This is a genomic window from Corynebacterium liangguodongii, assembly GCF_003070865.1.
Lineage (GTDB): Bacteria > Actinomycetota > Actinomycetes > Mycobacteriales > Mycobacteriaceae > Corynebacterium > Corynebacterium liangguodongii.
Genome location: NZ_CP026948.1, coordinates 110971 through 134897, shown reverse-complemented (window position 1 = coordinate 134897; position 23927 = coordinate 110971). Strand labels below are relative to the sequence as shown.

The window sequence follows — 23927 nt, the reverse complement described above, 5'->3', positions numbered from 1 at the left end:
CCAGGTTATTCGATTGTGAAGTGGCCCCCTATGTGCGTTCCCACACACACGGTCCTAGTGGAAGCCGCTCAGGCTCGAAGACCCCGAGAAGCTCGCTGAGCCGCCCCACCCCCGCGCACCCAAGCGACTCAGCGATCCACCCCACAACCTCGCGCACGCTGCCAATCTCTCGCAATGCCACCGCCCCATCACGCTTGGCCAACCTGTGCCCTTCCGGCGTGACCACCAACGGAACGTGGGCGTAGACCGGCTCCGGGTAGCCCAACAGGTGCGCAAGGTAAGCCTGCGCCGGGGCGGAAAACAACAGATCTTCACCGCGCACCACCTGATCCACGCCTTGTTCACCGTCGTCGACGACGACCGCGAGGTTATAGGCCCAATCCCCCGCCTGTGCCTGGTTGATGCTGCCCCCGCGCCGCAGCACCACGTCATCGACCGGCCCTGTAACCTCCCCGCGGTAGTAATCCCGCACGCGCCACTGCGCGGCCTCCGCCCGCAGACGCAACGACGGCACACGACCCTCGGCGGCGAGCTGGTGGCGTCGATACGCACGCTGCGTGTCATCCAAATCGCGGCACGTGCCCGGGTAGAGCCCGGACCGCGCGTGCGGCGCGCGAGAAGCGTTGCGAATATCACGGCGGGTGCAGTAGCACTCGTAGACCGGAAGGCGACCCAGCGCGTCTGCGTAGAGCTCGCCGCGGTCGGATTGGAAGACCACCGGGGGATCGAACTCGATCCCGATCGCTGCCAAATCCTCTTGCTGGCGGCTTGCCGCAGAGCGGGTGGAGCGCTCGGAATCAATGTCCTCCACCCGTAGATAGAACCTCCGTGCGCTACCCCGCGCAAAGAGCCACGCGAGCACCGCCGTACGCAGGTTGCCCACATGCAGGTCTCCACTCGGCGAAGGCGCGAATCTACCAGCACTCATGGCACTAGGATATGACGGGTGAATCCCACAGTGACCCGCTCCCCGTACCCGATCCTCATCGCCGTGCTCTGCGCGGTGAGCATCGTCTCCAACATCACCGCCCAAAAAGGTGTCGAAATCGGGCCCCTCATTACCGACGGCGCCTTCTACCTCTTCCCCGTCTCCTACATCATCGGCGACGTCCTTGCCGAAGTCTACGGGTTTAGCACCGCCCGGCGCTCAGTGTTCTATAGCTTCGGCGTCTCGCTGCTCGCCATTGTTTGCTTCCAGATCTCCGTGTGGCTGCCCCCGGCCGACTTCTACGACGGGCAAGAGACCTTTGCCACGGTCCTCGGGTTCTTACCAAGGATGCTGCTCGCGGGATTCGCCGGCTACCTCGTCGGACAGATCCTCAACGCCTGGGTGCTGCAGAAGATGAAAGACCGCTTCGGCCCGGCGAACATGTGGGCCCGCCTCATCGGCTCCACCGTCGTCGGCGAATTCGCAGACACGCTGATCTTTTGCGCCATCGCCGCCGGCGTCATCGGAATCGAGACCCCAGGGCAGTTCGCCAACTACGTCATCGTCGGCTTTTTGTGGAAGACCTTCATGGAGATCGTCTTGCTGCCGATTACCTACCCCGTCATCGGTACCGTGCGCCGCGCCGAGCAGCGGCTCGCTCACGACGTCGCCGTGGCGTAGTAGCGCCCCATAAACTCCTCCTTGAACTGCCAGTACGTGCCGTCAGCGATGCGCGCGCGGATGGTATCGACCAGCCGCAGCATGAACTCGAGGTTGTGCATCGTGCACAGCGTCCCGGCTAAGAACTCCTTCGCCTTGAGCAAGTGATGGATGTAGGCCCGGGTGTAATTCTCCGAGACGTAGCCGCCGAATTCCTCGTCCACCCCCGAAAAATCGCGCGTGAACCGCGCCGCGGTGAGGTTGAGCCGACCGTCTAAGGTGTAGACCCCGCCGCGCCGCCCCAGCCGCGTCGGCGCGACGCAATCGAAGGTGTCAACCCCGGCCTCGACGGCAGCAAAAATATCGTCCGGCTCGGAGATGCCCAGTAGGTGGCGGGGCTTTTCCTCCGGCAGCTCCGCGGTGACCCAGCCGACGATGGTGCCCAAGTTTTCCTTCTCCAGCGCGCCGCCGATGCCGAAGCCGCCGAAACCGCGCTTGCCTTCCGCGCGCGCCTGCGCATCGAGCCCAACGAGCCCCCGTGCCGCGGCGCGGCGCAGGTCCTCGTACTGCGCGCCCTGCACCACGCCCCACAGCGATTGGAGCGGCTTGCCCGCCCGCGCCCGGGTGAGCCGATCGTGCTCATCAAGACAGCGCTTCGCCCAGCGGTGCGTGCGCTCGACCGAACGCTCCTGGTAGTTGCGGGTATCAATCAGGGTGGTGAGCTCATCGAAGGCGAACATGATATCGGCACCGAGCTGGTGCTGGATCTGCATGGAGACCTCGGGGGTAAACCGGTGCGCGGAGCCGTCGATGACGCTTTTGAAATCAACCCCATCCTCGTCCACCCGGGCCAGCCGCTCCTTGTGGGCGGCGCGCACCTCGGCCTCGCTGTAGCCGTCCAGGCTCATCGCCAGCACCTTCCTAAACCCCGCGCCCAGGCTCATCACCTGGAAGCCGCCGGAGTCGGTGTACGTGGGGCCGTGCCAGTTCTCGAAAACCGCTAGCCCCCCGGCCTCGTCGACAATCTCGGGTCCGGGCTGGAGGTAGAGGTGGTAGGCGTTGGACAAGATCGCCTGGGCGCCGACCTGGCGCACCTGCTCGGGCGTGAGGGTCTTGACCGTCGCCTTCGTGGCCACGGGAATAAACGCCGGCGTGGCAATATCGCCGTGCGGGGTGCGGATCACCCCGGCACGCCCGCCCGTGCCCGCAAGCCGCGCGGCGATCTCAAAGGTCGTATCCGGCGTGTGCTCAGGCATCGGCCGGCTCCTTGTCTGCGCCTGCGCGGCGTTCAAATTCCGCCTCGAGCGCGGTGCCCTCGACGTCGACCTCCGGCAGCAGGCGGTCGAGCCAGCGTGGCATCCACCACGCGGCGCGCCCGAGGATGAACATCGAGGCGGGCACGAGGGTCATGCGGATAAAGAAGGCGTCGAAAAGCACGGCCACCCCCAACGCAAAGCCGAAGATCTGGATGAACGGCAGCGGCTGATCCACGAACGCGACGAACACCGCGATCATGATAATGGCCGCGGCCGTGACCACGCGTGCCCCCTGAGCAAAGCCCTCTACCGTCGATTCCTCCACGGCGCGCAGCTCCGCGCCCGGCCCGTTTCCACGCGCGCGCAGGTAGTGCTCGCGCATGCGGGTGACAAGGAAGACCTGGTAGTCCATCGCAAGGCCGAAGGTCACGCCGATGAGGAAGATGGGCATGAACGAAATGATCGGCGCGGCGGTGTTGACCAGGCCCAGAAATCCCATTTGGAACACCGCAATGGTCACGCCAAAGGCCGCGCCCACAGAAAGCAGGAACCCCAGCCCGGCCACCAACGGCACCGCGAGAGAGCGGAAAACGACGATGAGCAGCACGATGGCCAAGCCCACCACGATCCCCAGGTAGAGCGGCATGGCGCCTGCGAGCTCTTCGGTGATATCCATCTGCACCGCGGTCAGGCCCGTCAGGCCGATCGCAACCCCGGTCGCGTCCTCGACGCGCTGGCCGGTCTCCCGCAGCCCGTGCGCCACGTCGAGGGTGAACTCCTCCTCCGGGCCCGCCGTCGGTGTTGCCGCGATCTGGGCCGCCGTGAGATCGTCGTTCACCGCGACGAGCTGGGCGTGGCGCACGCCGATGACGGACTTCGCCTCACCCACCGTGTAGAGGAACGAGGCGAGCGCCGCCTTTTGGGCCTGACCGCCGACCTCGTCCGGGATCGCATCGACGTACGGGCGCAGGATCTCGGCGTCGGGGTTGACTCCGTGCGCGTCGACCACGACGAGGAACTGGCCGTTGATGCCGGGGCCGAAGCCCTCGGCGAGCAGGTCGGCCGACTTGCGCTGGGTCGTATCCAGGTTCGAGGTCGTATCCGCCGGCAGCGCCATTTGCAGGCTGAGCACCGGGATGGAAAGGGCGCCGAGCCCGAGAACAACCACCGCCATGGCGACGGCCGGGAAGCGCTTGACCAGGCCCACCCAGCGCCGCCCGAGAGAAGCCACCGCGAGGTCCTTGCCCGGCCGCTTCCCCGGCCCAGGGTTGCCCGCCACGCCCGGGATCTTCGCCCCAAACGAGCGCTCGCCCCACGCCCCCAAGAGCGCCGGGATGAGGGTGAGCGCGATGAGGACGGAGATGGCGACCGTCACGGCGGCAGAGAGCCCCATCCAGGTGAGGAACTCAATTCCCGCCAGGGACAGGGCGACGAGCGCGGTAAAGACGGTCAACCCGGCGAAGACGACCGAAGAGCCGGCCGTGCCCGTGGCCATGCCCGCGGCGTCCGGGCCGCTCAGGCGGGCGCGCTCCTGGCGGAAGCGCGAGAGGATAAACAGCGCGTAGTCAATGCCCACGGCCAGCCCGATCATCACCGCGAGGACCGGGGTGATCTCGTTGAGCTCGGTGAACCTCGTTGCCACCACAATGAGCAGCGCGCCGATGCCCACTCCGATCACCGCGGTGACCACGGGCATTGACGCCGCGACGAGCGAGCCGAAGGTAATCATGAGCACCAACAGCGCCACCCCGAGGCCGATGAGCTCGCTGGTGGTCTTGATCTCCAGCGGGTCACCGAAGCCGGGCCCGCCCGCCTCCACCGTCAGCCCGGCGTCGCGCGCCAGCTGCATCGCCTCGCTGACCACGTCGCGGTCGGCCTGCGGCACCGTCAGCGCGGAATCGGCCCCGAAGTTGAATACCGTATAGGCGATCCGCGCGTCGTCGGAGACCATGCGCACGTTGTAGGCGTCCTGCTTCGCCGACTCTTCCGGCATCCCCATCCGGGTCATCTGCTCGACGATCGTGCGGGTAATCTCCTCGTTGACCTTCACCGGGTTACCAAAACGCTCGGTGCTGGTGATGCCCTCGAGGTTATCCCGGATGTAGCCCACCGCGCGATCCATCGCGGCCATGTTCTCCGGCGAATCCAGCCTCTCCCCCTCCGGCGCAGCGAAGACGAGGTTGACGCTCGGTGCAGTAGAGACATCTCCTGCGCCGGGGAAGTTTTCCTGCAGGCTCTCCAGCGCCGCGATGGACGGCGTGCCGGAGATGGAAAATTCCGAGGTAAACGGCTTCGCCAGCGCAAAGCCCGCCCCGGCCGTGCCCGCGAGGAGCAGCAGCCAGGCTACGATGACGCGCCACCGGTGCAGGTAGGACCACCGGCCCAGGTTGAACAGAATCTTCGCCATGTTGCCCGTCCTTACACTCTCTCTGGCGTCGTCTACGCCCCGCCTATCTTATAGGCGGCATGGACAAAGCCCCCGACCTCATCCGATCGGGGGCTTGTTGTCTACGTGGCGGTAGCGGCGGGATTTGAACCCGCGGTGGTTTTACCCACACTCGCTTTCGAGGCGAGCACCTTCGGCCGCTCGGACACGCTACCGCAGATAAGAGTAACGGGTAGGTGTGTGCGCGACCAAATTGCCTCCGCCGCGGAGGTAATTCCTACTTGTCGTCCTCGCGGGCGTCCTTGAGCTTGCCGGCAACCTCGTTGACCTTGTCCTTCACGGCGTCGCCCACCTCGGAGGCCTTCTCGCGGATCTGGCCGCCGAGCTGGTCGGCCTTGCCTTCGTTCTCGAGGGACTTATCGCCAGCGACCTCGCCGAGGCCCTCCTTGATGTTGCCCTTGAGCTGGTCTGCTTTGCCTTCGAATGCCATGGTGAAATCCTCTCGTAGATGAATGTTTGTCTTCACCCCACCGTAGCAACGCCCGCCCGCCCCGTGGGTAACAATTAGGTGTCAGATCGACGCAAACGCCCAAAGAATCCCGTGAGGATCGCCGCGGTTTCCTCCTCACATACCCCGCCGCGGACCTGCACCCTGTGCACGTGGGCGGGGTCGCGCAGGGCATCGAGGACGGAGCCCACGGCCCCCGTCTTCGGCTCGAACGCACCGAAGACCAGGCTCTCGACCCGCGCGCCGAGGATCGCGCCGGCGCACATCGTGCACGGCTCTAAGGTGACCACGAGCTCGCAGCCATCGAGGCGCCAAGTGCCCAGTGCCCGTGCGGCCGCGCGCAGTGCTTCGACCTCGGCGTGGGCGGTGGGATCGCAGTTCGCGTGACGACGATTCACACCCCGCCCCACCTCTCGCCCTGACGCGTCGAAGACCACGGCGCCGACGGGGACGTCGCCACGCGGAGTGCCCCTGGCCACCTCGATGGCGCGCGCCATCCGCCCACGGGCGACGCGCTCGGCGGCAGAAAGCGCGCTAGCCAAGCGCCCGCGACGGGCCCGGCCGCACGATGAGGACGTAGTCCTCCTCGAAGGTCGACGCGATGTGCTCACTCATGCCGTTTAGCGTAGTCCCCCGCCCCGGGGCAGAAGTGTGTAAGACTTGTCACCGTGACGACTCCTCTTGATGACCAGCGAAACTACCGCCTCCCGCCGGTCTGCATCCTTGGCCTCGGGCTCATCGGCGGATCCATCATGCGCGACCTCGCCGCGCGCGGCGAGCGGGTCTACGGCTACAACCGGTCGCGCTCGGGGGCGTACGCGGCGAACAAGGAGGGTTTCGACGCCTCCACGGACCTTTCAGCCACGCTCGACCGCGCCGCGGGCGACGAGGCCTTGATCATCATCGCCGTGCCCATGTCCGCCGTGGAATCCATCCTCGACAACATCGCGGCCCGAGCCCCGCACTGCGGGATTACCGACGTCGTCAGCGTGAAAAAGCCGGTATACGACCTCGTGCGATCCCGCGGCCTCGCGCCACGCTACGTCGGCGGCCACCCCATGTCCGGCACCGAAAACTCAGGCTGGAACGCCTCCCACGTCGGGCTGTTCGAGCGAGCGGCCTGGGCGGTGGCCTACGACTGGGCGGCGGAGCGCACGGACGCCGGCGAGCCCGTCGACCCCTCCTGGACGACCCTGTTCGCACAGGTCTGCACCCTCGCGGCGCTCTCCGGGGCGGAAGCCGTACCGGTGACCGTTCATCACCACGACGAGGCCGTCGCCCGCGTCTCGCACCTACCGCACGTCATCGCGGAGTCCCTCGCCATCGTCGGAGACCACGGGGGGACGCTCGCCCAGTCTCTCGCCGCGGGCTCGTTTAAGGGCGCGACCAGGGTTGCCGGGACGGATCCCGAGCTCGTGCGCAACATGTGCGAGACCAACGCCGAGGCGCTCGTGCCCGTGCTCGACGAGTTCATCTCGCTGCTCGGCAGCGCCCGCACGGCCCTCGCCGGCGACACCCCGACGGTCAAGGCGCTCTCCGAGGCGGGCAACCGGGCCTTCGTGCGCATGACGGCGCGCTCCGGGGCCCGGCGCGAATCCGTCTCCCCCGTGCGCATCTCCTCCCGCCCCGTCATGCGCGTCCACCCCGGTGCGCCAGGATGGGTGGGCCAGCTCAAGCAGATCGAGGACCTAGGCGGCCGCGTCGAGGTGTTCTAGGCAGATGCGCCTCAACCCGGACGGGTAAGAATGCGCCCGGAGCGTCATTTTTTGGGCATTCTTACCCGTCCGGGTTTACCCTCAATGGCACGGGGCGCACACGCAAAACCCCCAGGCCGTAGCCCGGGGGAGAAAATTGTGCGCCCGGAGGGATTCGAACCCCCAACCTTCTGATCCGTAGTCAGATGCTCTATCCGTTGAGCTACGGGCGCTTGCAACGTGTTAGAACATTACACGGCCCATAGAAACACACCAAAACGGCAGTTCAACGGCTAGATTCCGAGCACGGACTTGGCCATGAGGAAGTAGATGATCAGCCCCGTGGCGTCGCAGAAGGTCGAGATGAACGGGTTGGAAAACACCGCGGGGTCCGCGCCGACCTTCTTGGCCACAATCGGCATGAGACCGCCGACGGTGGCAGAGATGGTGCAGATCAACAACAGGGTGGCGCCGATGACGGCACCAATCCCGAGGCCGTAGAAGGCCGTGGCAAGGGCGAAGCCGAGTGCTCCGAGCACGGCGCCGAGGGTAAACCCCACGCGGACCTCGCGCCACATGACTCTGAGGATGTCGCCTGCTCGGACGTCGCCAAGCGCGAGTGCCCTCGTGACCGTGGTGGCGGCCTGGTTTCCCGTGTTGCCGCCCGTGCCCGTGAGCAGTGGGATGAACAGGGAGAGAACGACGGCCTTCTCCAGCGTCGATTCGAAGACATCGAGGACCTGAACGGTGAGGATTGCGGAGAGCGCCAGCACGAGCAACCACACAATGCGGCTGCGCACGAGCCGGATCACCGGGGTGGTGAGGTAGGGCTGCCGCAGCGCCTCGGAGGCGCCCATGCGCGCCGAGTCCTGTGTGTTTTCCCCCTCGACGACGTCGTGGGCCTCGTCGTAGGTGAAGATGCCGATGAGGCGGTTGTCATCATCCACCACGGGAACGGCGAGGCGGCCCGAGGCCAAAAGCCAACGCGCGGAGTCCTCGAGTTCGTCGCCGGAGTGGAACACGCTCGCCGCCTCCATCACCGCGGAGACTCGCGCGTCCTCCCCGGCGGCGAGCATGTCGCGCAACCGCAGCACCCCGCACACCACGCGGTCGGCGTCGACGACGGGGACGGTGTAGATCGTCTCAAAGCTGTCGATGCCGCGACGTAGCTCTTCGAGCACCTCCCCCGCCGTCATCTCGGGGTAGACGACGGGAACCTTCGGCGACATGCGGCGCCCGACGGTGCCCTTTTTGTACCCGAGCACGACGGAAGTGACGCGCTGGTCATCCTCGTCGAGCTCGCGCACGAGCCGCTCGGCTATTTCCGCCGGGAGGTGATCGAGCAGTGCGACGCGATCTTCCGCCCCGAGCGCGCCGAAGTAGTTCACCACATTCTCCCCGCCGAGCGCGCGAACCACGGCGGCCTGGTGGGCTGGGCCGAGTGCGTCGAAGACGTGGGAGGAGCGCTCCGGTGGCAGCAGCCGCAGGATTTTCGCGCCGCGCGTGGGGTCAGTGCGCGAGATCTCCCCGACGAGCTCGCGGTGGCCCATGCCGGCGAGCTGCCGCTGGATCCGCGCGAGTTCGTCCGCGCTCGGACCGCCGCGCATGTTGAGCGAGACCACCTTAACGCTGCCCCCGGCTGGCGAAGGACTCCAGCGCCGCCGGCGATCCGGCAACAACGATGAAATCGGTCGCCGAGAGCACGTCACCGCTGCGCAGCGGGGACCAGCTGCCATCGCCCTCGCGCACCGAGACGAGCTGCACGTCATGGCTGTCCCACACCTTGGCGATGTCGAGGGGCCGGCCCACGATCGACGGCGGCGGGGCGAGCCGGGTCACGCCGTAGTCCGGTGCGATCTCGGCGAAGTCGCGGAAGCGGCCGCCGAGCAGGTGCGCGACCCGGCGGCCCGTGTCACGCTCCGGGCGGATGACGTGGTGCACGCCGATCTGGGTGAGGATGCGCCCGTGCGCCTCCGAAGTCGCCTTCGCCCAGATGTCGCTCACGCCCATCTCCACGAGGTTGGACGCGGTGAGGATGGACGCCTCCAGGTGGGTGCCGATGGCGAGGACCACCCGCTCTACCTCGTGGACGCCGAGCTGGCGCAGGGCCTCCGGGTCGGTGGAATCGGCGCACACGGCGTCGGTAAGGTAGTGCGCCTGCTCGCGCACGAGCTTCTCGCTGGAGTCCATGCCAAGCACCTCGACCCCGTGGGCCATGAGCTCGGTGGCCAGCGACGCGCCGAAGCGCCCCAGGCCGATGACGACGACGGGCGGGATGTCGATCTTGGGCTTCGGCCCACCGAATCCCTTAAAAACGTTAGCCAATGAAGGGCCTTTCCTCTGGGTAGCGGTAACGGCGGCTCACCGCCCTCGCGGCCAGGGCGGCAACGAGCGTGGTCGGGCCAACGCGGCCGAGGTACATGATGAGACACAGGATAACCTGCGATGGGGCAGACAGGCTCGCCGTGATCCCGGTAGAGAGCCCGACGGTGGCAAACGCGGAGACCACCTCGAAGTTGACCTGGTCGGCGGTGAGGTCTGGGTCGAAAATCCGCAGCCCGGCGATACCCGCGGTGACCACCGCGATGCCGGCGAACGTCAGGGAGAGGGCCTGGCGGGTCACGGTGCGCGGCAGGCTGCGGTGCCCAATGGAGGTCTCCTCCCGCCCGAGGAACTCCGCAGCCATCGCGGCCGCGAGCACGCAGGCGGTGGTGACCTTCACGCCGCCGGCGGTGCCGGCGGAACCGCCGCCGATAAACATCAACACGTCCGTGCCCATCAGCGTGATGGGGTGTACATCGGCGTAGTCGATGGAGTTAAACCCCGCCGTGCGCGGTGAGGCACCGGCGAAAAACGCGTTGAGCAGCTTCTGGCCCAGCGGCATGCCCGCTAGCACCCCGTTCCACTCGGCGGTGGCTACCAGCGCCGTTCCAGCAATCAGCAGCAGCGCCGTGCCCGCCAGCGTCATCCGCGCCGTGATGGAAATGCGGTGGACCTCGGCCCGCCCCCGGCGAGCCAGGCGCAGGATCTCCGCCCACACCGGGAAGCCAAGCCCGCCGCCGATGAACGCGGCGGCCAGCGGCATGAGCACCCAAAAGTCTGCGGCGTAGGGGATGGCGTTGTCGGTGTTCGTACTAAAACCCGCGTTATTGAACGCGGAAACGGAGTGGAACACGCCCTCCCACAGGGCGCGACCCGGGGAGTGGCCGTAGGCGAAGATGAAGCGAAGCGCCAGCGTGAGCGCCACCAGCGCCTCCGCCACGAGGGTGAACAGCAGGGTAAAGATCAGCGTGCGGCGGATCCCGTCCGCCGTGATCGGGCGCCCTTCGGCGGCAGAGGTCTTGCGCGTTTTAAAGCTCACGCGCCCGGTGAGAAGCAGCCCGGAGAGCGAGGCAAGCGACATGATGCCCAGGCCGCCGAGCTGGATGAGCGCCAGGATGATCGCCTGGCCTATCGGCGTCCAGTATGTGGCGGTATCCACGACGATGAGCCCGGTGAGCGAGACCGCCGAGGTCGCCGTGAACAGCGAGGGCAAAAACGGTGCCCACTGCGGGCCAGCGGTGGAAAACGGCATCATGAGCAGCAGCGTGCCCACGAGAATGAGCGCAAGGAAGACGATCGCCGTCAGCCGCGCCGGCCCGAGAAACCCCGGGGAGGGTTGTAGTTTCACGAGCGCACAGCATAGACGCGCGGGGCGAGAAGCAAAACCCCCACCGCATAGAAGGTGGGGGCATAAGCACTGGCGGAGACGACAGGATTTGAACCTGCGGCCCTCCGCAAAGAGGGCAACTCCTTAGCAGGGAGCCCCATTCGGCCACTCTGGCACGTCTCCAGACCTTTTGCATACTACCCAACGCCCGGGCTTGGAACCAAATACACTGATGCGCATGATCCGTCCCGACATCGCCTCGATTCCCCCGTACGCGCCCGGCAAGGCGTTCCCCGACGCGGTGAAGCTCTCGTCGAACGAGTCGGCCGAGGGCCCGCTGGAGGAGGCGGCGGAGGCCATGGCAGCCGCTGCGGCCGGAGCCAACCGCTACCCCGACATGTTCGCCGTCGAGCTGCGCGAGACACTCGCGGCGCACCTCGGGGTGGAGGCGTGCGAGGTCGCGGTGGGCAACGGCTCCTCGGCGCTGCTCCAGCAGCTCGTGCAGGCGACCTGCACGGCGGAGAACAACGTCATCTACGCCTGGCGCAGCTTCGAGGCCTACCCGATCTTTTTGCAGGTCGTGGGCGCGAAACCCCGGCCGGTTCCCATTGACCGCGACGGCAGGCACGACCTCGACGCGATGGCCGCGCTCATCGATGAGGCGACCTCGCTGATCTTCGTGTGCACGCCAAACAACCCTTCCGGGCAGGTCATCACCAACGCCGAGTTCGATGCCTTTATGGCCAAGGTCCCGCCGCGGGTCACGGTCGCCCTCGACGAGGCCTACTTCGAGTACAACCGCGACGAGGACGCGGTCGTGGGCACCGAGGCGATCCGCCGCTACCCCAACGTCGTCGCTTTGCGCACGTTTTCCAAGGCCTACGGGCTCGCCGGGGTGCGCGTGGGCTACGCGTTCGGGCGGCGCGAGCTTATCGACGCCCTCAGCAAAGTCGCCATCCCCTTCCAAGTCAGCTCGGTGGCCCAGGCCGGGGCGATCGCCTCCCTCGGCGCCCCCGAATCGCTGGCACAGCGCACGGGAGAGACCATCGCCGTGCGCGATGAGGTGGCAGACCGCATCGGGGCGGCGCGCAGCGAGGCCAACTTCGTGTGGCTGCCTGGGGTGGATGCGGCGTCGATAAGCGAAAGGCTCGCCGCTGAGGGCGTTGTTGTGCGCGCCTTCCCCGAGGGCCTGCGGGTGACGGTGACAAACCGTGAGGAAGCGGAGCAGTTTTTGCGCGCCTGGGACGCGATCCACAGCTAGAGTTGGACGCATGACGCAACTGCCCCGCCCCGACATCGACCCCGACGGCCTGCTCGAATACTCGGTCGTCTTTACCGACCGCTCGCTCAACCACATGTCGCGCAAGTTCATCTCCGCGGCCCAGGAGCTGCTCGGCATCCTCACCGAAACTTACGGAGCCGAGACCGTAGCGCTCATCCCGGGCGGGGGCACCGGGGCGATGGAGGCGGTCGCCCGCCAGCTCGCCACGGGGAAGAAGGTGCTGATTATCCGGCAGGGCAACTTCACCTACCGCTGGAGCCAGATCATCGAAAAAGACCAGATCACCGACCAGGTCAAGGTGCTCAACGCCGTGCCCACCGACGACTCCGAGCGCCCCGCTTACGCCCCTCCCGCGCTTGACGACGTCCGCGCCGCCATCGCCTCCTTCCAACCCGACCTGGTGGTCACCGCCCACACCGAGACCGCCTCCGGCACCACGCTCGGACCCGACTACGTCACGGTCTTAGGCGCAGCAGCCCACGACGCCGGCGCACTGTTCGTCCTCGACTGCATCGCCGCCGGCGCGGACTTCACCAACATGCGGGAGGCGGGCGTGGACGTGCTCGTCTCCGCGCCGCAGAAGTCCTGGTCGGGCTCCCCCGCGACCGGCTACGTCATGCTCAGCGCCGCCGGGCGCGCAGCGGTCGTTGCCAGCGAATCGACCTCCTTTACCCTGGACCTCAAGCGCTGGCTGGAGATCTTCGAGGGCTACCGCGACGGCGTGGCGGCCTACCACTCCACCCTGCCGACCGACACCATCGTGCACAACCTCGAGGTGATGAAGGAATCCCTCGCCATCGGCCTCGACACCCTTGCCCAGCGCCAGGTCGAGCTCGGCCGCGCCGTGCGCGAGGGCGCCTACGCCCGCGGCTACACGTCCGTGGCCGCCGAAGGTTTCGAGTCCAACGGCGTCGTGGTGCTCTACGCCGATACCCCTGAGCTGAAGTCCGGTGCGGCGCTCAAGCCCTTCGGCGTGCAGATCGCAGCCGGCGTCCCCCTCGTCATCGGCGAGGGCGAGGACTTCTCCACCTTCCGCATCGGCCTGTTCGGCCTGGACAAGTGGGCAGACCCCCAGGCGGCGGCGCAGCGCATCCTGGGCGCGCTGGATCGGGTGTAGGGATTGGCGGAGACGGCGGGATTTGAACCCGCGGAGGTGTGACCCTCGCCGGTTTTCAAGACCGGTGCATTCGGCCGCTCTGCCACGTCTCCAGTAGGGCAGATTCTACCCACGGTCCCACTCCGGCCGTTAATCTGGGGCGCCATGAAGGCAATCACGCTCGCTAACCCGGACGATCCGCGCTCGCTCTCGCTTGTCGACGCCCCCGCCCCCGCCCCCGCAGACGACGAGGTCGTGGTCGAAGTCGCCGCCGCGGGCGTCAACCGCGCCGATCTCATGCAGGCCAAGGGGATGTACCCGCCGCCGCCCGGCGAGCCAGAGACCATGGGTCTCGAGTGCGCAGGGACTGTCGTGGGCACCGGCGAGGAGGTCGGCTGCCTGCTCGCCGGCGGTGGCTACGCCGAGGTCGCCGCCGTGCCGCGCGGCCAGCTCACCCCCGTCCCCGCGGGGCTATCGCTGGTGGAGACCGCCAGCATCGTCGAGGTGGCGTGCACGGTGTGGGCGAACCTCGGCATGCTCGCCGGCGTCCGCGAGGGCGAGCGCGTCCTCGTCCACGGCGGCGCGGGTGGCATTGGCTCTTTTGCCATCCAGCTGCTCGCAGCGCTCGGCTGCGAGGTGGCCACCACCGCAGGCAGCGCCGAGAAGCTGGAGTACTGCCGCCGCCTCGGCGCCGATATTGCCATCAACTACAACGAGGCCGACTTCGCAGAGGAGCTCGAGGGCTCCTGCGATGTGATCTTGGACGTCGTTGGCGGGCCATACCTCGAGCGCAACGTGCGCAGCCTCGCTATCGGGGGCCGCCTGGTCACGATAGCGGTCCAGGGCGGGCCGAAGGGCACGCTCAACCTGGGCAGGATGATGCCGCGCCGACAGTCGGTGCACGCCACCACCCTGCGCTCACGGCCGCGCGAGGACAAGGCCAGAATCGTGGCCAGCACCGTCGATGCCGTGTGGCCGCTGATCGAAAGCGGGGCGATCAAACCGACGGTGAGCAAGACTTTCCCGCTTGCCCACGCCGCCCGCGCACACGACTTTCTCGAGTCGGGAGAGCACACCGGCAAGGTGGTGCTCATCCCTTAAGCGAGCGAGGCGACGGTGCGGATGAGCTGGTCAATGTCGGCGGAGGTGTTAAACGGGCTGAGCGAGACGGTCACCGCTCCCCCGAGCTCGTCGACACCCATGTCCTCCGTCAGCGGGGAGGGCGGGGTCAGCGTGGCGACGATCCCGTGCGCCAGCAGGCGCTGGTAGACCGTCTCCGCAGGCACCCCGACTACCCCGAAGGACAGCCGCGCGATGCGGTCAATCTCCGTCTGCGTCTCCGCGGCGGCCTCCCCAGAGACTCCCACGATGTGGACCGCGGGCAGGGTGCCCAAGAAGGTGTGCAGGTCGTCCCGGAGGCCGTTGAGGTAGCGCGCGGCCTCGCCCATGGAGGTGGCCAGGCGGTGGCGGCGCGACGCACGCCCCGCCGGGGCATCATGGAAGGAGGCGTAGTGGTCGACGGTGGCGGCCACCCCGCCGGCCAGGCCGGGAGAGATTCCCAGCGAGAGCTTCTCCGCCCCGCGGGCACCCGGGCGGGTGATCGATTCAAGACGGGCAAACATCGCGGCGTCGCGGAATACCAGCGCCGCAATCTCCGGCCCGCCCATCTCTTTCAGATCGACCGCGACGATGTCGGCGCCCCACTCATCGAAGCTAATGGGGCGGTAGGGGGCGTACGCAGAGGCGTCGACAAGCACCCAGGCCCGCGATTGCGCGCGCACCGTCTCCACGATCTCCGCCACGGGGGCGATCACGCCGAGGTGCGGGTGGGCGGCCGGCACGGAAACCAGCCGCGTGGCGCCGTCGACTAGATCCATGTACTGCCAGCCCGGCAGCTCGCCGGTGGCCAGATCGGCTGCCGCCCAGCGCACATCCGCGCCCGTCCGCAGCAAGGCGGAGGTCAGCTCGACGCGGTCGACGTTGTTGAGCACGATCGTCGAGGCGCGGCGCACGAGCGGGCGTATCGACGCCGCCAGGGACGCGTAAAGATATGGAAGGCTCGGCCCGAGCACCACGCGGTCCGGGGTGGCCCCGACGAGATCGGCGACGGCGACGGCGGCGTCGACAAGCAAGCCCGTCCCCTCCGCGGCCCCCGAGAACTGCTTGGCGTGAGAACCCCCCGCCGGCTCGGGAGTGGAAACCACCGGAGAGATGCGGAAAGAACGCGCCACGGCCGCCGATACCCGCTCGGGCACCTGCGGGCAATCGTGCGCATTGAAGTAGATCCAGCCGTCGGATAGGGAGGTATAAAGGCCGCGCACGCTGGGAACATCGTAACCCACGCCCCACCTCCTTAACGCCCAAGCCGCGCCGATAGACAACGCTACCAATTATGCACACGCCCACCCCACAACGCACATCACCAGCACCACCCCGGTACCCTCCAAGATGTGCAGGACAACCACCAGCAACGAGAGCGCTTGCTTAGCCACGTCACCCGCATGACCAGCGACGGGAGCGCCGACACGCCCCCTTCGACGTCGAAGACCTTCCGCACAGCGTTTCGCGACCTCGGCCGCGGCTGGAGCCAATCCGAGCTCTGGCTCCAGCTCGGCTGGCAAGACATCAAGCAGCGCTACCGCCGCAGCGTGCTTGGGCCTTTGTGGATCACCATCGCCACCGGCGTCATGGCGCTGGCCCTCGGGCTGCTCTACTCCATGCTCTTCCAGATCTCGGTGCGCGAGTTCCTCCCCCACGTCACCGTCGGCTTCATAGTCTGGGGCTTTATCGCCGGCTGCATCAAGGATGGCTCAAACGTCTTCATCGAAAACGAGGGGTTGATCAAACAACTCCCCTCCGCGCTGTCCGTCCACGTCTACCGCCTCGTATGGCGCCAGCTGCTCTTCCTCGCGCACAACATGGTTATCTGGGTCCTGCTGGTGCTCATTTTCCGGATCCCGCTGACGTGGAATACCCTGCTGGCTATCCCGGCGCTGGCGCTGCTGGTTATCAACGGCGTGTGGGTGACCATGCTCTTCGGCGTCATCGCCACCCGCTTCCGCGACGTCGCGCCGCTGCTCGAATCCCTCGTCCAGCTGCTGTTCTACGTCACCCCTATCGTCTGGACCACCCAGACCCTTCTCGAGCAAGGCGGCGAAGTCGCCCAGCGCGCCCGCATCGCCGAGCTCAACCCGCTCTACCACTACCTCGAGATCGTCCGCGGCCCGCTCATCGGGCTCGAGGTGCCCGCCTACCACTGGGGCATCGTCGGTGCCTGCACCATCGCCGGCCTCCTCGCCGCCGTGCTCGTGATGCGCCAGTGGCGCTTCCGCGTCCCGTACTGGGTTTAAGGAGTAAATCGTGGTTTCCATCGACACCTACAACGCCTGCGTCGACTTCCCCATCTTCGACGCGAAATCGCGCTCGCTGAAAAAGGCCGTCGTCTCCACCGCCGGCGGTGCAATCGGGCGAAACGCCTCCAACACCGTCGTCGTCGAAGCGCTCAAAGACATCAACCTCCACCTGCGCGAGGGCGACCGCGTCGGCCTCGTCGGCCACAACGGCGCCGGTAAATCGACGCTGCTGCGCCTGCTCTCCGGGATCTACGAGCCGACACGGGGGGTGGCGCGGGTGCGCGGGCGCGTCGCTCCCGTCTTCGACCTGGGGGTGGGCATGGACCCGGAGATCTCGGGCTACGAAAACATCATCATCCGCGGGTTGTTTTTGGGGCAGTCGCGCCGCCAGATGAAAGCCAAGATCGACGAAATCGCCGAATTCTCAGAGCTCGGAGACTACCTCGACATGCCGCTGCGCACCTACTCCACCGGCATGCGGGTGCGCCTCGCCCTCGGGGTGGTCACCTCCATCGAGCCCGAGATCTTGCTTCTCGACGAAGGAATCGGCGCCGTCGATGCCGCCTTCATGGCCAAGGCCCGCGTCAAGCTCGCCGAGATGGTCGAGCGCTCCGGCATCCTCGTCTTCGCCTCCCACTCCAACGACTTCCTAGCCCAGCTATGCACCACCGCCCTGTGGGTGGACAAGGGCGAGATCAGGCAGGCCGGCCTCGTCTCCGACGTGGTTACCGCCTACGAGGGGCCGGAGGCCGGGGGGTATGTCGCCGAGTTGGTGGAGAGGTTCCACGGGATGTAGGGGTGGCTTTGGCTGGTGCGCCACGCGTGACACCAACGACCACCCCTGCGTCACCGATGTCACTATCCCCAGGACACCACGCAGCGACCTGCCACCGATGTCACCCACCCACCGCCGCGCGTGACACCAACGACCACCCCTGCGTCACCGATGTCACTATCCCCAGGACACCACGCAGCGACCTGTCACCGATGTCACCCACCCACCGCCGCGAGCAATCGCCGTAGGCGAGAGGGCAACTCTGGAAGAGTCCCCGCGGAGAATCGGAGGACGGTCCACCCTTGGGCCGTAGCCTCGAGGTTGATGAGGGAATCCTTCTGCCGCTGTTGATACTCCCAATGGTGCTGCCCGTCGTACATGAGTCCGATCTTGGGCTCGAGAAGGGCAAGATCGAAAACTGTGATGAGTTGAGTGCCTAGCAGAAGGGGGTGCTGCTCGCGTAGCGTGAGGTTGAAATCTGCGGCTATGTCCACTGTCATTAAGCGCATTTCAGTCTCCTTGGGCGAATCTGCGTGGGCGCTCGAGAGCCGCAAAACCTTCTCTACCCACCTCTTGCTGACGCGCCTGCGACAAGCCAGTTTGATTTCTTCAGGCGAGACTCCGAGGTGGCGCCTCGAGGCGTCGATAAGCTGCACGGCGGGTAACTGCTCGAGGCTCTTTAAGGCTTGGGCCGTCGCAACGGCCGGGGAAGCGACGCGGAAGGGGTAGCCGTGAACTGACACAGTCCACGCCTCCGTCGCTTTGCAGCCGCGCCGTGTCACCGTCGGCGTGCACGGCCCACCTATCGAGTTCGATGCTACGGGGGCAACGAGGGTCGTATCGTGCCCTTCGGCCAAATGGGGCAATCCGTAGACTGCCAAAGCGCTGTAGCCGGTAATGATGCTGGTGGGATGCTCGATGGCGTTCGCCAAAGCACGCGCAGCGGCGGGCGCTGCGTAGCGCACTCCGCGCGGGTGCAATTTCGCCTGCAGCTCGACGGCCCAGTCCGGCCGCAGAGATTCCGGAGGAACGTACCGGCGCGTGGAAATCTGGACGTATCCCGGGCCCGGGTGTTGGGTGATGCCCCACGAGTCGCCAAGGGGCATGCCGTTGAAAGGTCTCATACTTCATTAGAGTCCCGCTCGGCCCCCAACGGTTCCCCTCGTGCACAATGAAGTGTATGGACACGACCCTGGACCCAAACGGCACGACCGCGGCCGTGATTGTCACCCATAACCGCGTCGAGCTCTTGCGCCACTCGCTCACCATGGTGGCCGAGCAGACGCACCGGGTGGACTGGATCATCGTGGTGGACAACGGGAACCAGCCGGAAGTACGAGAGCTGCTCGAGGCGCTATGCCCCGAGCGCGGCGTCTACCTCCCCTCGAAGACCAACCTCGGCGGCGCCGGCGGGTTCGCCTACGGCTTCCTGCACGCCCTCGCTCTCGGGGCGGACGCTATCTGGTGCGCCGACGACGACGGCCGACCCGCCGATGACAACGTCCTCGCGGAGCTCTACCGAGTAGCCACGAGAGAAGGCCTCGCGGAGGTCAGCCCGATCGTGGCCAATCTCGAGGATCCAACCAAGCTCGCCTTCCCGTTACGGCAGGGGCTGACCTGGAAACGCGAGACCAGCGAATTGGAGGGCGACTTTCTCCCCCAGTACGCCTCCCTGTTCAACGGCGCCCTGATCAGCGCAAAAGCAATGGAACGCATCGGGGTGCCCGACTACCGGCTATTCATCCGCGGCGATGAGGTGGAGTACCACCGTCGATTAGCGCAATCGGGCCTGAAATACGGCACCGCGCTTACCGCCTACTACCTCCACCCCGACGGATCCAGCGAGTTCCACCCCATCATGGGCGGGCGCGCCCACGCGCAGTGGCCCGACAACGAGACGAAGCGCTACTTCACCTACCGCAACCGCGGCTACATCATCAACCAGCGCGGAATGCGGGCGATGAAACTACAGGAAGTCGTGCGTTTCGGGTGGTTCTTCCTCGTGCAAAGGAAAAACCCGCAGGAGTTCACAAAGTGGCTCACGCTACTGCGGATGGGGGCGCGGGAGGATTTTCGGCGTCCTTAAACGCGCGCGGTTCGGCAGACGAGACGATCTTCGTCTCCGCCCGGAAGATCAGGCGGCGCTGCAGGGCAAAGTTGGTCACGGTGGCCACGCCCTGGGCGATGATGAAGGAGATGCCGTCCTTCCACGGGTTGACAAATCCGAGCGCTGCGAGCGGCGGTTCCGTCACGGCGTAGAGCAGCAGCTGCACGCCGAAGGTCGCCCCGTAGAGGATGAACACCGCCCCCGCCTTCTTGGCGCTGACCTTGGCTTGGAAGGCGAACTTGGAGTTGAGCAGGTAGGCGATCAGGGTGCCGAAGCACCAACCGATCGCCTTGGCCGGCATGCGCCCGAAGGGAGAAGTCAGGAGGTACGTGATCCCAAAATCGACCACCGCGCAGCCCACGCCGATGATGACGAAGGGGATTAGCTGGCTCAGCAAAGAGGCTTTTTGGGAAGGCACGGGCGATAATCCTACCCGCGCAAAAGCGCTCTGTAGACATCGAGACGCGCCACCGGGGCGTGCGCGCCGGCCCCGTAGGCACCGAGCGCGGCGAGGCGCACGAGCGAGCCGGCGCATAGTTCGCGCACGTCGCGGGCCCGGTAGCCGGTGTGGCCGAGGGCGGCGAAGGTGGCTTCGATGACGGTGTCGGTCGTCTCGGCGTCGGCAAGGCAGGCGAGCGCGAGCACGACCGTGTAGAAGGCATCGCGGCCGAGCGGGGTGCGTTCCCTGGGCACCTCGCTTATCGACGCCCCCTCCACCCGCCCCAGGTCCACCGCCTTGAGCAGGAGCACATAGTCGTACATGCCGGAGCGCTCGACGATGTCGCGCACCTCCGGGCGGGCCTGGGCGAGCACGGCGCGGGCGGAGTCGTCGCCAATGAGCTCGCGGTTGATCTCGTCGATCCGGAACTCCGCGCCGGCGAAGTCGCCCGCACCGGCGACCACGACGGCGGGCGGGGTGTTGTCGTCGCGCGGGTAGGCCTCGACGAGCTCGAGTTCGAACTGCCACAGCCCCCAGTGGTAGAAGATCGTGGTGCGCGCCCCAGAGAGGGCCTCGCCCAGGGTGGTCTCCCCGTCTGGCTGGGCGAGCTCGGTGGGGGCGCCGGGGCGCTCGCTGAACCCGGAGGGTGCGGGGCAGCCGTGAAAGCCGAAGGAGAGGGCGAGGGCGCGTGAGACGTCGGCAAGCGTGGCCGCCTCGTCGATCCCGATGTAGCGGTAGGCGTCTTCCTCGCTGCCGCGGGCGCTCGCGCGCACGACGTAGGTCGATCGCGTCCCGGCGCGGGGGCGCACCAGGGCGAGGTCGATGACGGGGGCGCGGTGTTCGGCGAGCGGCACGGGTTGCCTCCTGCTATGTCGCGAGCCGCCGCGCCGCGATGTAACCGGCCCCGGCGAGGAACCCGAGCGCGGAGTACGGCCGGGACACGCCGCGGCGGCGCAGCCACCCGGCCGCCGCCTTGTAGAAAGCGACGTTCACATACGTCAACGCGCCGAGGACGGCCACGCCCAGGCCAAGCACCCCCCATGTCTGCGCGGGCGACCCCGCCTTTTCCGGCGCGCGCTCCACCGCCGCGGTGAGGTCGTTGCGGGGGTCCTCGTCGACGGCGTTCATCACGGCGATCGCGGCAAGGTTGGCCGCCGCCAGCCCCGTCCACGCCGCCGCGCGGGCCCCGCGGCCCTGGACCACGTCCGGCACGGCGAACATCGCGGCGATGAAGCCGGCCTGCGCGATGCGCCCGGCTGAGGTGTCGTCGAGGGAGTTGTAGTCGATTGGTGCGCTCATGTGGCCCCATCGTAGGCTGAAAAACCATGAGGAAGCACTACAAGGGCGATGATCCGGACGCGATCCACGAGGCCGCGCAGCGGGTCGAGGCCCCGCTCTCCGATTTCATGGTGCGGCTTTTCGCCGAGGAGCTGCCGTTTCTCGATAGCGCCTCGCGCACCCGCGTCTACGAAATCCTGCGGGAGCACAAGGCCGCGGGCCGCCCGGTGATCACGTCGCAAAGCGAGCTGCCGCCAGAGATTCGTGACCTCATGGACCTCTAGGGCTCGACTAGGCTGGGGCGCATGCAATTACACACTGACGTTGAATCGCTCCACGGCTGGGGCCGCACCGCGCCGTCGACGGCGCACGTGCTCTCCACCCCGGACGTCGAGGTGATCAAGCGCGCCGTTGCGCAGGTGGCCGAGGACAACGCGACACTTCCCGCCCACGCCCGCCGCGGCGTGATCGCCCGCGGCATGGGCCGCTCCTACGGCGACCCGGCGCAAAACGGCGGCGGCCTGGTGGTGGACATGCGCCCGCTCAACCGCATCCACTCCATCGACCCTGCCACCGCGATTGTCGATGTCGACGCGGGCGTCACCCTCGACCAGCTCATGAAGGCTGCGCTGCCCTACGGCCTGTGGGTCCCGGTGCTGCCCGGCACCCGCCAGGTCACCATCGGCGGCGCGATCGGGCCGGACATCCACGGCAAGAACCACCACTCGGCCGGGTCCTTCGGCAACCACGTCGTCTCCTTGGAGCTGCTCGTCGCCGACGGCCGCGTGCTCCACCTCGAGCCGCACGGTACCGCCGAGGACCCGGACGGGACGCTGTTTTGGGCCACGGTCGGCGGCATGGGGCTCACCGGCATTATCCTGCGCGCCCGCATCGAGATGACGCGCACAGAGACCGCCTACTTCATCGCCGATACCGACCGCACCGACACCCTCGACGAGACGATTGCGGCGCACTCCGACGGCTCCGAGGTCAACTACACGTACTCGTCGGCCTGGTTCGACGCGATTTCGGCGCCGCCGAAGACGGGCCGCTCGACGATCTCGCGCGGCTCGCTGGCCACCCTGGCTCAGCTCGAGGAGTTCGCCCCGAAGCTGGCGAAGGATCCGCTGAAGTTCAACGCGCCGCAGCTGATGACAGTGCCGGATGTCTTCCCGTCGTGGACGATGAACAAGCTCTCGCTCATGGCGATTGGAGAGGCGTACTACCTCATGGGCGCGCCGGCGCGCAACCAGGTGAAAAACCTCACGCAGTTCTACCAGCCGCTCGATCTCATCGGCGAGTGGAACCGCGGCTACGGTTCGAAGGGCTTTTTGCAGTACCAGTTCGTCGTGCCTACCGATGCAGTTGAGCCGTTTAAGGACATCATCTACCAGATCCAGGCCTCGGGCCACTACAGCGCTCTCAACGTGTTCAAGCTCTTCGGCGAGGGCAACCGAGCACCGCTGTCCTACCCGATGAAGGGCTGGAACGTGTGCGTGGACTTCCCCATCCGCCCCGGCCTCGGCGAGTTCCTCGACCGCCTCGACGAGCAGGTCATGGAGTTCGGGGGCCGCCTCTACCTGGCCAAGGAGTCGCGCACCTCTGCCGAGAACTTCCACGCGATGTACCCGGGCCTGGCGGGTTGGCTGGAGACCCGCCGAGCGATCGATCCGACCGGGGTGTTCGCCTCCGACATGTCGCGCCGCCTCGAGCTCAACTAAAAGGAGAACTTTTTCATGCTCAACGCAGTAGGACAAGCACAGCACATCCTTCTTCTCGGCGGCACCTCCGAGATCGGCCTGGCCATCGTCGGCGAGCTCGCCTCGCGCGGCGGCAGCCCCACCGTCACGCTCGCCGCGCGCGAGGGCTCCCCGCGTATCGACGCCGCAGTGACCGAGGCCCAGGCAGCCGGCGCCGGCGAGGTCCGCGTCGTCGACTTCGACGCTCGCGATACCGCCTCGCACCCCGCCGCAATCGAGGCCGCTTTCGCCGGCGGGGACGTCGATGTCGCCATCGTCGCCTTCGGCACCCTCGGCGATCAGGAGCAGCTCTGGCAGGACCAGGCCGCCGCGGTGGAATCCGCCGAGGTGAACTACACGGCCTTCGTCTCGGTCGGCGTGCTGCTCGGCCAGCGCTTCAAGGCGCAGGGCCACGGGACCATCATCGCCATGAGCAGCGTCGCGGGCCAGAAGGTGCGCCGGTCGAACTTCGTCTACGGCGCCTCCAAGGCGGGCATGGACGGGTTCTACCTGCAGCTCGGCGAGGCGCTGCGGGACTTCGGCGTGCGGGTGACCGTCGTGCGCCCCGGCCAGGTGCGCACGAAGATGACCGAGGGGCTAGACGAGGCCCCGCTGACGGTGAACAAGGAAGACGTCGCCAAGGCCGCCGTGGAGGCCGCCCTCGCCGGGCAGCGCGCGGTCTTCGTGCACAAGGCGTTCGGCCCGATCTCTTTCGTGCTCCAGCACATCCCGGCGCCGATCATGCGCCGGCTGAATTTTTAAGCTATGACACACTGT

General features: G+C 67.1%; 24 protein-coding genes and 4 tRNA genes. 11 read left to right on the top strand and 17 right to left on the bottom strand.

Annotated elements, in window-relative coordinates; genetic code table 11:
• Positions 1-28: 28 nt before the first annotated feature.
• Positions 29-928 carry a tRNA glutamyl-Q(34) synthetase GluQRS gene (gene gluQRS, locus C3E79_RS00655; RefSeq protein WP_108403169.1) on the bottom strand — a complete coding sequence of 300 codons (900 nt, stop codon included), beginning with the start codon at positions 926-928 and terminating at the stop codon, positions 29-31.
• A gap of 18 nt (positions 929-946) precedes the next feature.
• Here gluQRS and C3E79_RS00650 point away from each other — a divergent pair, with 18 nt between their 5' ends.
• Complete coding sequence (locus C3E79_RS00650; protein ID WP_235840719.1) at positions 947-1609, top strand: queuosine precursor transporter; 663 nt, start codon at positions 947-949, stop codon at positions 1607-1609.
• Here the strand turns inward: C3E79_RS00650 and tgt are convergent.
• The 5 genes from tgt to C3E79_RS00625 form a co-directional block, all read right to left on the bottom strand.
• Positions 1588-2844, bottom strand: a complete 1257-nt coding sequence (tgt, locus tag C3E79_RS00645) for a tRNA guanosine(34) transglycosylase Tgt (RefSeq protein WP_108403168.1) — start codon at positions 2842-2844, stop codon at positions 1588-1590. The genes C3E79_RS00650 and tgt overlap by 22 nt on opposite strands.
• On the bottom strand, positions 2837-5251 hold the full coding sequence (locus C3E79_RS00640; protein WP_108403167.1) for an MMPL family transporter: 2415 nt from the start codon (positions 5249-5251) through the stop codon (positions 2837-2839). Before C3E79_RS00640 ends, tgt begins: the two co-directional genes overlap by 8 nt.
• Before the next feature lie 106 nt (positions 5252-5357).
• Positions 5358-5445: transfer RNA gene (locus C3E79_RS00635), tRNA-Ser, on the bottom strand.
• A gap of 62 nt (positions 5446-5507) precedes the next feature.
• Positions 5508-5720: a CsbD family protein gene (locus C3E79_RS00630; protein ID WP_108403166.1), complete on the bottom strand. Its 213-nt coding sequence runs from the start codon at positions 5718-5720 to the stop codon at positions 5508-5510.
• A gap of 74 nt (positions 5721-5794) precedes the next feature.
• A complete protein-coding gene (locus tag C3E79_RS00625; protein ID WP_108403165.1) occupies positions 5795-6235 on the bottom strand; it encodes a nucleoside deaminase in 441 nt (146 codons plus the stop codon).
• A 255-nt stretch (positions 6236-6490) separates the two neighbouring features.
• Between C3E79_RS00625 and C3E79_RS00620 the strand changes: the two genes are divergently transcribed.
• Positions 6491-7453, top strand: a complete 963-nt coding sequence (locus C3E79_RS00620; RefSeq protein WP_235840723.1) for a prephenate dehydrogenase — start codon at positions 6491-6493, stop codon at positions 7451-7453.
• 139 nt (positions 7454-7592) lie between these two features.
• Here the strand turns inward: C3E79_RS00620 and C3E79_RS00615 are convergent.
• From C3E79_RS00615 to C3E79_RS00595, 5 genes are all read right to left on the bottom strand, one after another.
• Positions 7593-7665 (bottom strand) — tRNA-Arg (locus C3E79_RS00615).
• 60 nt (positions 7666-7725) lie between these two features.
• Positions 7726-9039, bottom strand: a complete 1314-nt coding sequence (gene mgtE / locus C3E79_RS00610; protein ID WP_108404984.1) for a magnesium transporter — start codon at positions 9037-9039, stop codon at positions 7726-7728.
• Positions 9040-9055: 16 nt separating this feature from the next.
• Entirely contained in the window at positions 9056-9757 is a 702-nt protein-coding gene (locus tag C3E79_RS00605) for a potassium channel family protein (protein WP_108403163.1), read from the bottom strand.
• Entirely contained in the window at positions 9750-11102 is a 1353-nt protein-coding gene (locus tag C3E79_RS00600; RefSeq protein WP_108403162.1) for a TrkH family potassium uptake protein, read from the bottom strand. The genes C3E79_RS00605 and C3E79_RS00600 overlap by 8 nt, the downstream gene beginning before the upstream one ends.
• Before the next feature lie 70 nt (positions 11103-11172).
• Positions 11173-11264 (bottom strand) — tRNA-Ser (locus tag C3E79_RS00595).
• A 55-nt stretch (positions 11265-11319) separates the two neighbouring features.
• Between C3E79_RS00595 and hisC the strand changes: the two genes are divergently transcribed.
• Entirely contained in the window at positions 11320-12342 is a 1023-nt protein-coding gene (hisC, locus tag C3E79_RS00590; protein WP_108404983.1) for a histidinol-phosphate transaminase, read from the top strand.
• 10 nt (positions 12343-12352) lie between these two features.
• Entirely contained in the window at positions 12353-13480 is a 1128-nt protein-coding gene (locus tag C3E79_RS00585) for an aminotransferase class V-fold PLP-dependent enzyme (RefSeq protein ID WP_108403161.1), read from the top strand.
• 4 nt (positions 13481-13484) lie between these two features.
• Here the strand turns inward: C3E79_RS00585 and C3E79_RS00580 are convergent.
• Positions 13485-13572, bottom strand: a tRNA-Ser gene (locus tag C3E79_RS00580).
• Positions 13573-13624: 52 nt separating this feature from the next.
• Here C3E79_RS00580 and C3E79_RS00575 point away from each other — a divergent pair.
• On the top strand, positions 13625-14560 hold the full coding sequence (locus tag C3E79_RS00575; protein WP_108403160.1) for an NAD(P)H-quinone oxidoreductase: 936 nt from the start codon (positions 13625-13627) through the stop codon (positions 14558-14560).
• On the opposite strand, the gene C3E79_RS00570 is transcribed toward C3E79_RS00575, so the two are convergent.
• Positions 14557-15801: an aminotransferase class V-fold PLP-dependent enzyme gene (locus C3E79_RS00570; protein WP_108403159.1), complete on the bottom strand. Its 1245-nt coding sequence runs from the start codon at positions 15799-15801 to the stop codon at positions 14557-14559. The genes C3E79_RS00575 and C3E79_RS00570 overlap by 4 nt on opposite strands.
• A gap of 159 nt (positions 15802-15960) precedes the next feature.
• Between C3E79_RS00570 and wzm the strand changes: the two genes are divergently transcribed.
• Together wzm and wzt are read left to right on the top strand one after the other, a co-directional pair.
• Positions 15961-16809 carry a galactan export ABC transporter permease subunit Wzm/RfbD gene (wzm, locus tag C3E79_RS00565; RefSeq protein ID WP_108404982.1) on the top strand — a complete coding sequence of 283 codons (849 nt, stop codon included), beginning with the start codon at positions 15961-15963 and terminating at the stop codon, positions 16807-16809.
• Positions 16810-16819: 10 nt separating this feature from the next.
• Positions 16820-17608 (top strand): galactan export ABC transporter ATP-binding subunit Wzt/RfbE, encoded by a 789-nt coding sequence (gene wzt, locus C3E79_RS00560; RefSeq protein WP_108403158.1) that lies wholly within the window; start codon positions 16820-16822, stop codon positions 17606-17608.
• A gap of 194 nt (positions 17609-17802) precedes the next feature.
• On the opposite strand, the gene C3E79_RS00555 is transcribed toward wzt, so the two are convergent.
• On the bottom strand, positions 17803-18711 hold the full coding sequence (locus C3E79_RS00555; RefSeq protein WP_146183424.1) for a hypothetical protein: 909 nt from the start codon (positions 18709-18711) through the stop codon (positions 17803-17805).
• 47 nt (positions 18712-18758) lie between these two features.
• Between C3E79_RS00555 and glfT1 the strand changes: the two genes are divergently transcribed.
• Positions 18759-19673, top strand: coding sequence for a galactofuranosyltransferase GlfT1 (gene glfT1, locus C3E79_RS00550; RefSeq protein ID WP_108403156.1), 915 nt, complete (start codon positions 18759-18761; stop codon positions 19671-19673).
• Here glfT1 and C3E79_RS00545 read toward each other — a convergent pair.
• Genes C3E79_RS00545 through C3E79_RS00535 form a run of 3 tightly spaced genes read right to left on the bottom strand, consistent with a single transcriptional unit; the run spans position 19627 to position 21432 of the window.
• Positions 19627-20112, bottom strand: coding sequence for a GtrA family protein (locus C3E79_RS00545; protein ID WP_235840718.1), 486 nt, complete (start codon positions 20110-20112; stop codon positions 19627-19629). The genes glfT1 and C3E79_RS00545 overlap by 47 nt on opposite strands.
• A gap of 11 nt (positions 20113-20123) precedes the next feature.
• Positions 20124-20987 carry a plasmid pRiA4b ORF-3 family protein gene (locus C3E79_RS00540; RefSeq protein ID WP_108403154.1) on the bottom strand — a complete coding sequence of 288 codons (864 nt, stop codon included), beginning with the start codon at positions 20985-20987 and terminating at the stop codon, positions 20124-20126.
• A gap of 13 nt (positions 20988-21000) precedes the next feature.
• On the bottom strand, positions 21001-21432 hold the full coding sequence (locus C3E79_RS00535; protein ID WP_108403153.1) for a hypothetical protein: 432 nt from the start codon (positions 21430-21432) through the stop codon (positions 21001-21003).
• Between the two features lie 26 nt (positions 21433-21458).
• Here C3E79_RS00535 and C3E79_RS00530 point away from each other — a divergent pair, with 26 nt between their 5' ends.
• The 3 genes from C3E79_RS00530 to dprE2 are packed head-to-tail and all read left to right on the top strand — an operon-like array spanning position 21459 to position 23912.
• Positions 21459-21695 (top strand): hypothetical protein, encoded by a 237-nt coding sequence (locus C3E79_RS00530; RefSeq protein WP_108403152.1) that lies wholly within the window; start codon positions 21459-21461, stop codon positions 21693-21695.
• Positions 21696-21716: 21 nt separating this feature from the next.
• The gene (gene dprE1 / locus C3E79_RS00525; protein ID WP_108403151.1) at positions 21717-23132 is read left to right on the top strand and encodes a decaprenylphosphoryl-beta-D-ribose oxidase; all 1416 of its coding nucleotides are present in this window, start codon (positions 21717-21719) and stop codon (positions 23130-23132) included.
• 15 nt (positions 23133-23147) lie between these two features.
• Positions 23148-23912, top strand: coding sequence for a decaprenylphospho-beta-D-erythro-pentofuranosid-2-ulose 2-reductase (dprE2, locus tag C3E79_RS00520; RefSeq protein WP_108403150.1), 765 nt, complete (start codon positions 23148-23150; stop codon positions 23910-23912).
• The last annotated feature ends 15 nt before the right edge of the window (positions 23913-23927 follow it).

Bases quoted from the DNA above. Each gene is read 5' to 3' on its own strand.
- tgt (WP_108403168.1), bottom strand. From the start codon at position 2,844: ATGCCTGAGCACACGCCGGATACGACCTTTGAGATCGCCGCGCGGCTT.
- mgtE (WP_108404984.1), bottom strand. From the start codon at position 9,039: ATGCGCGGCGGTCCGAGCGCGGACGAACTCGCGCGGATCCAGCGGCAG.
- C3E79_RS00630 (WP_108403166.1), bottom strand. From the start codon at position 5,720: ATGGCATTCGAAGGCAAAGCAGACCAGCTCAAGGGCAACATCAAGGAG.
- hisC (WP_108404983.1), top strand. From the start codon at position 11,320: ATGATCCGTCCCGACATCGCCTCGATTCCCCCGTACGCGCCCGGCAAG.
- dprE1 (WP_108403151.1), top strand. From the start codon at position 21,717: ATGCAATTACACACTGACGTTGAATCGCTCCACGGCTGGGGCCGCACC.
- C3E79_RS00535 (WP_108403153.1), bottom strand. From the start codon at position 21,432: ATGAGCGCACCAATCGACTACAACTCCCTCGACGACACCTCAGCCGGG.
- dprE2 (WP_108403150.1), top strand. From the start codon at position 23,148: ATGCTCAACGCAGTAGGACAAGCACAGCACATCCTTCTTCTCGGCGGC.
- C3E79_RS00530 (WP_108403152.1), top strand. From the start codon at position 21,459: ATGAGGAAGCACTACAAGGGCGATGATCCGGACGCGATCCACGAGGCC.
- C3E79_RS00640 (WP_108403167.1), bottom strand. From the start codon at position 5,251: ATGGCGAAGATTCTGTTCAACCTGGGCCGGTGGTCCTACCTGCACCGG.
- gluQRS (WP_108403169.1), bottom strand. From the start codon at position 928: ATGAGTGCTGGTAGATTCGCGCCTTCGCCGAGTGGAGACCTGCATGTG.
- C3E79_RS00555 (WP_146183424.1), bottom strand. From the start codon at position 18,711: ATGAGACCTTTCAACGGCATGCCCCTTGGCGACTCGTGGGGCATCACC.
- C3E79_RS00575 (WP_108403160.1), top strand. From the start codon at position 13,625: ATGAAGGCAATCACGCTCGCTAACCCGGACGATCCGCGCTCGCTCTCG.
- C3E79_RS00620 (WP_235840723.1), top strand. From the start codon at position 6,491: ATGCGCGACCTCGCCGCGCGCGGCGAGCGGGTCTACGGCTACAACCGG.
- wzm (WP_108404982.1), top strand. From the start codon at position 15,961: ATGACCAGCGACGGGAGCGCCGACACGCCCCCTTCGACGTCGAAGACC.
- glfT1 (WP_108403156.1), top strand. From the start codon at position 18,759: ATGAAGTGTATGGACACGACCCTGGACCCAAACGGCACGACCGCGGCC.
- C3E79_RS00585 (WP_108403161.1), top strand. From the start codon at position 12,353: ATGACGCAACTGCCCCGCCCCGACATCGACCCCGACGGCCTGCTCGAA.
- C3E79_RS00625 (WP_108403165.1), bottom strand. From the start codon at position 6,235: ATGGCGCGCGCCATCGAGGTGGCCAGGGGCACTCCGCGTGGCGACGTC.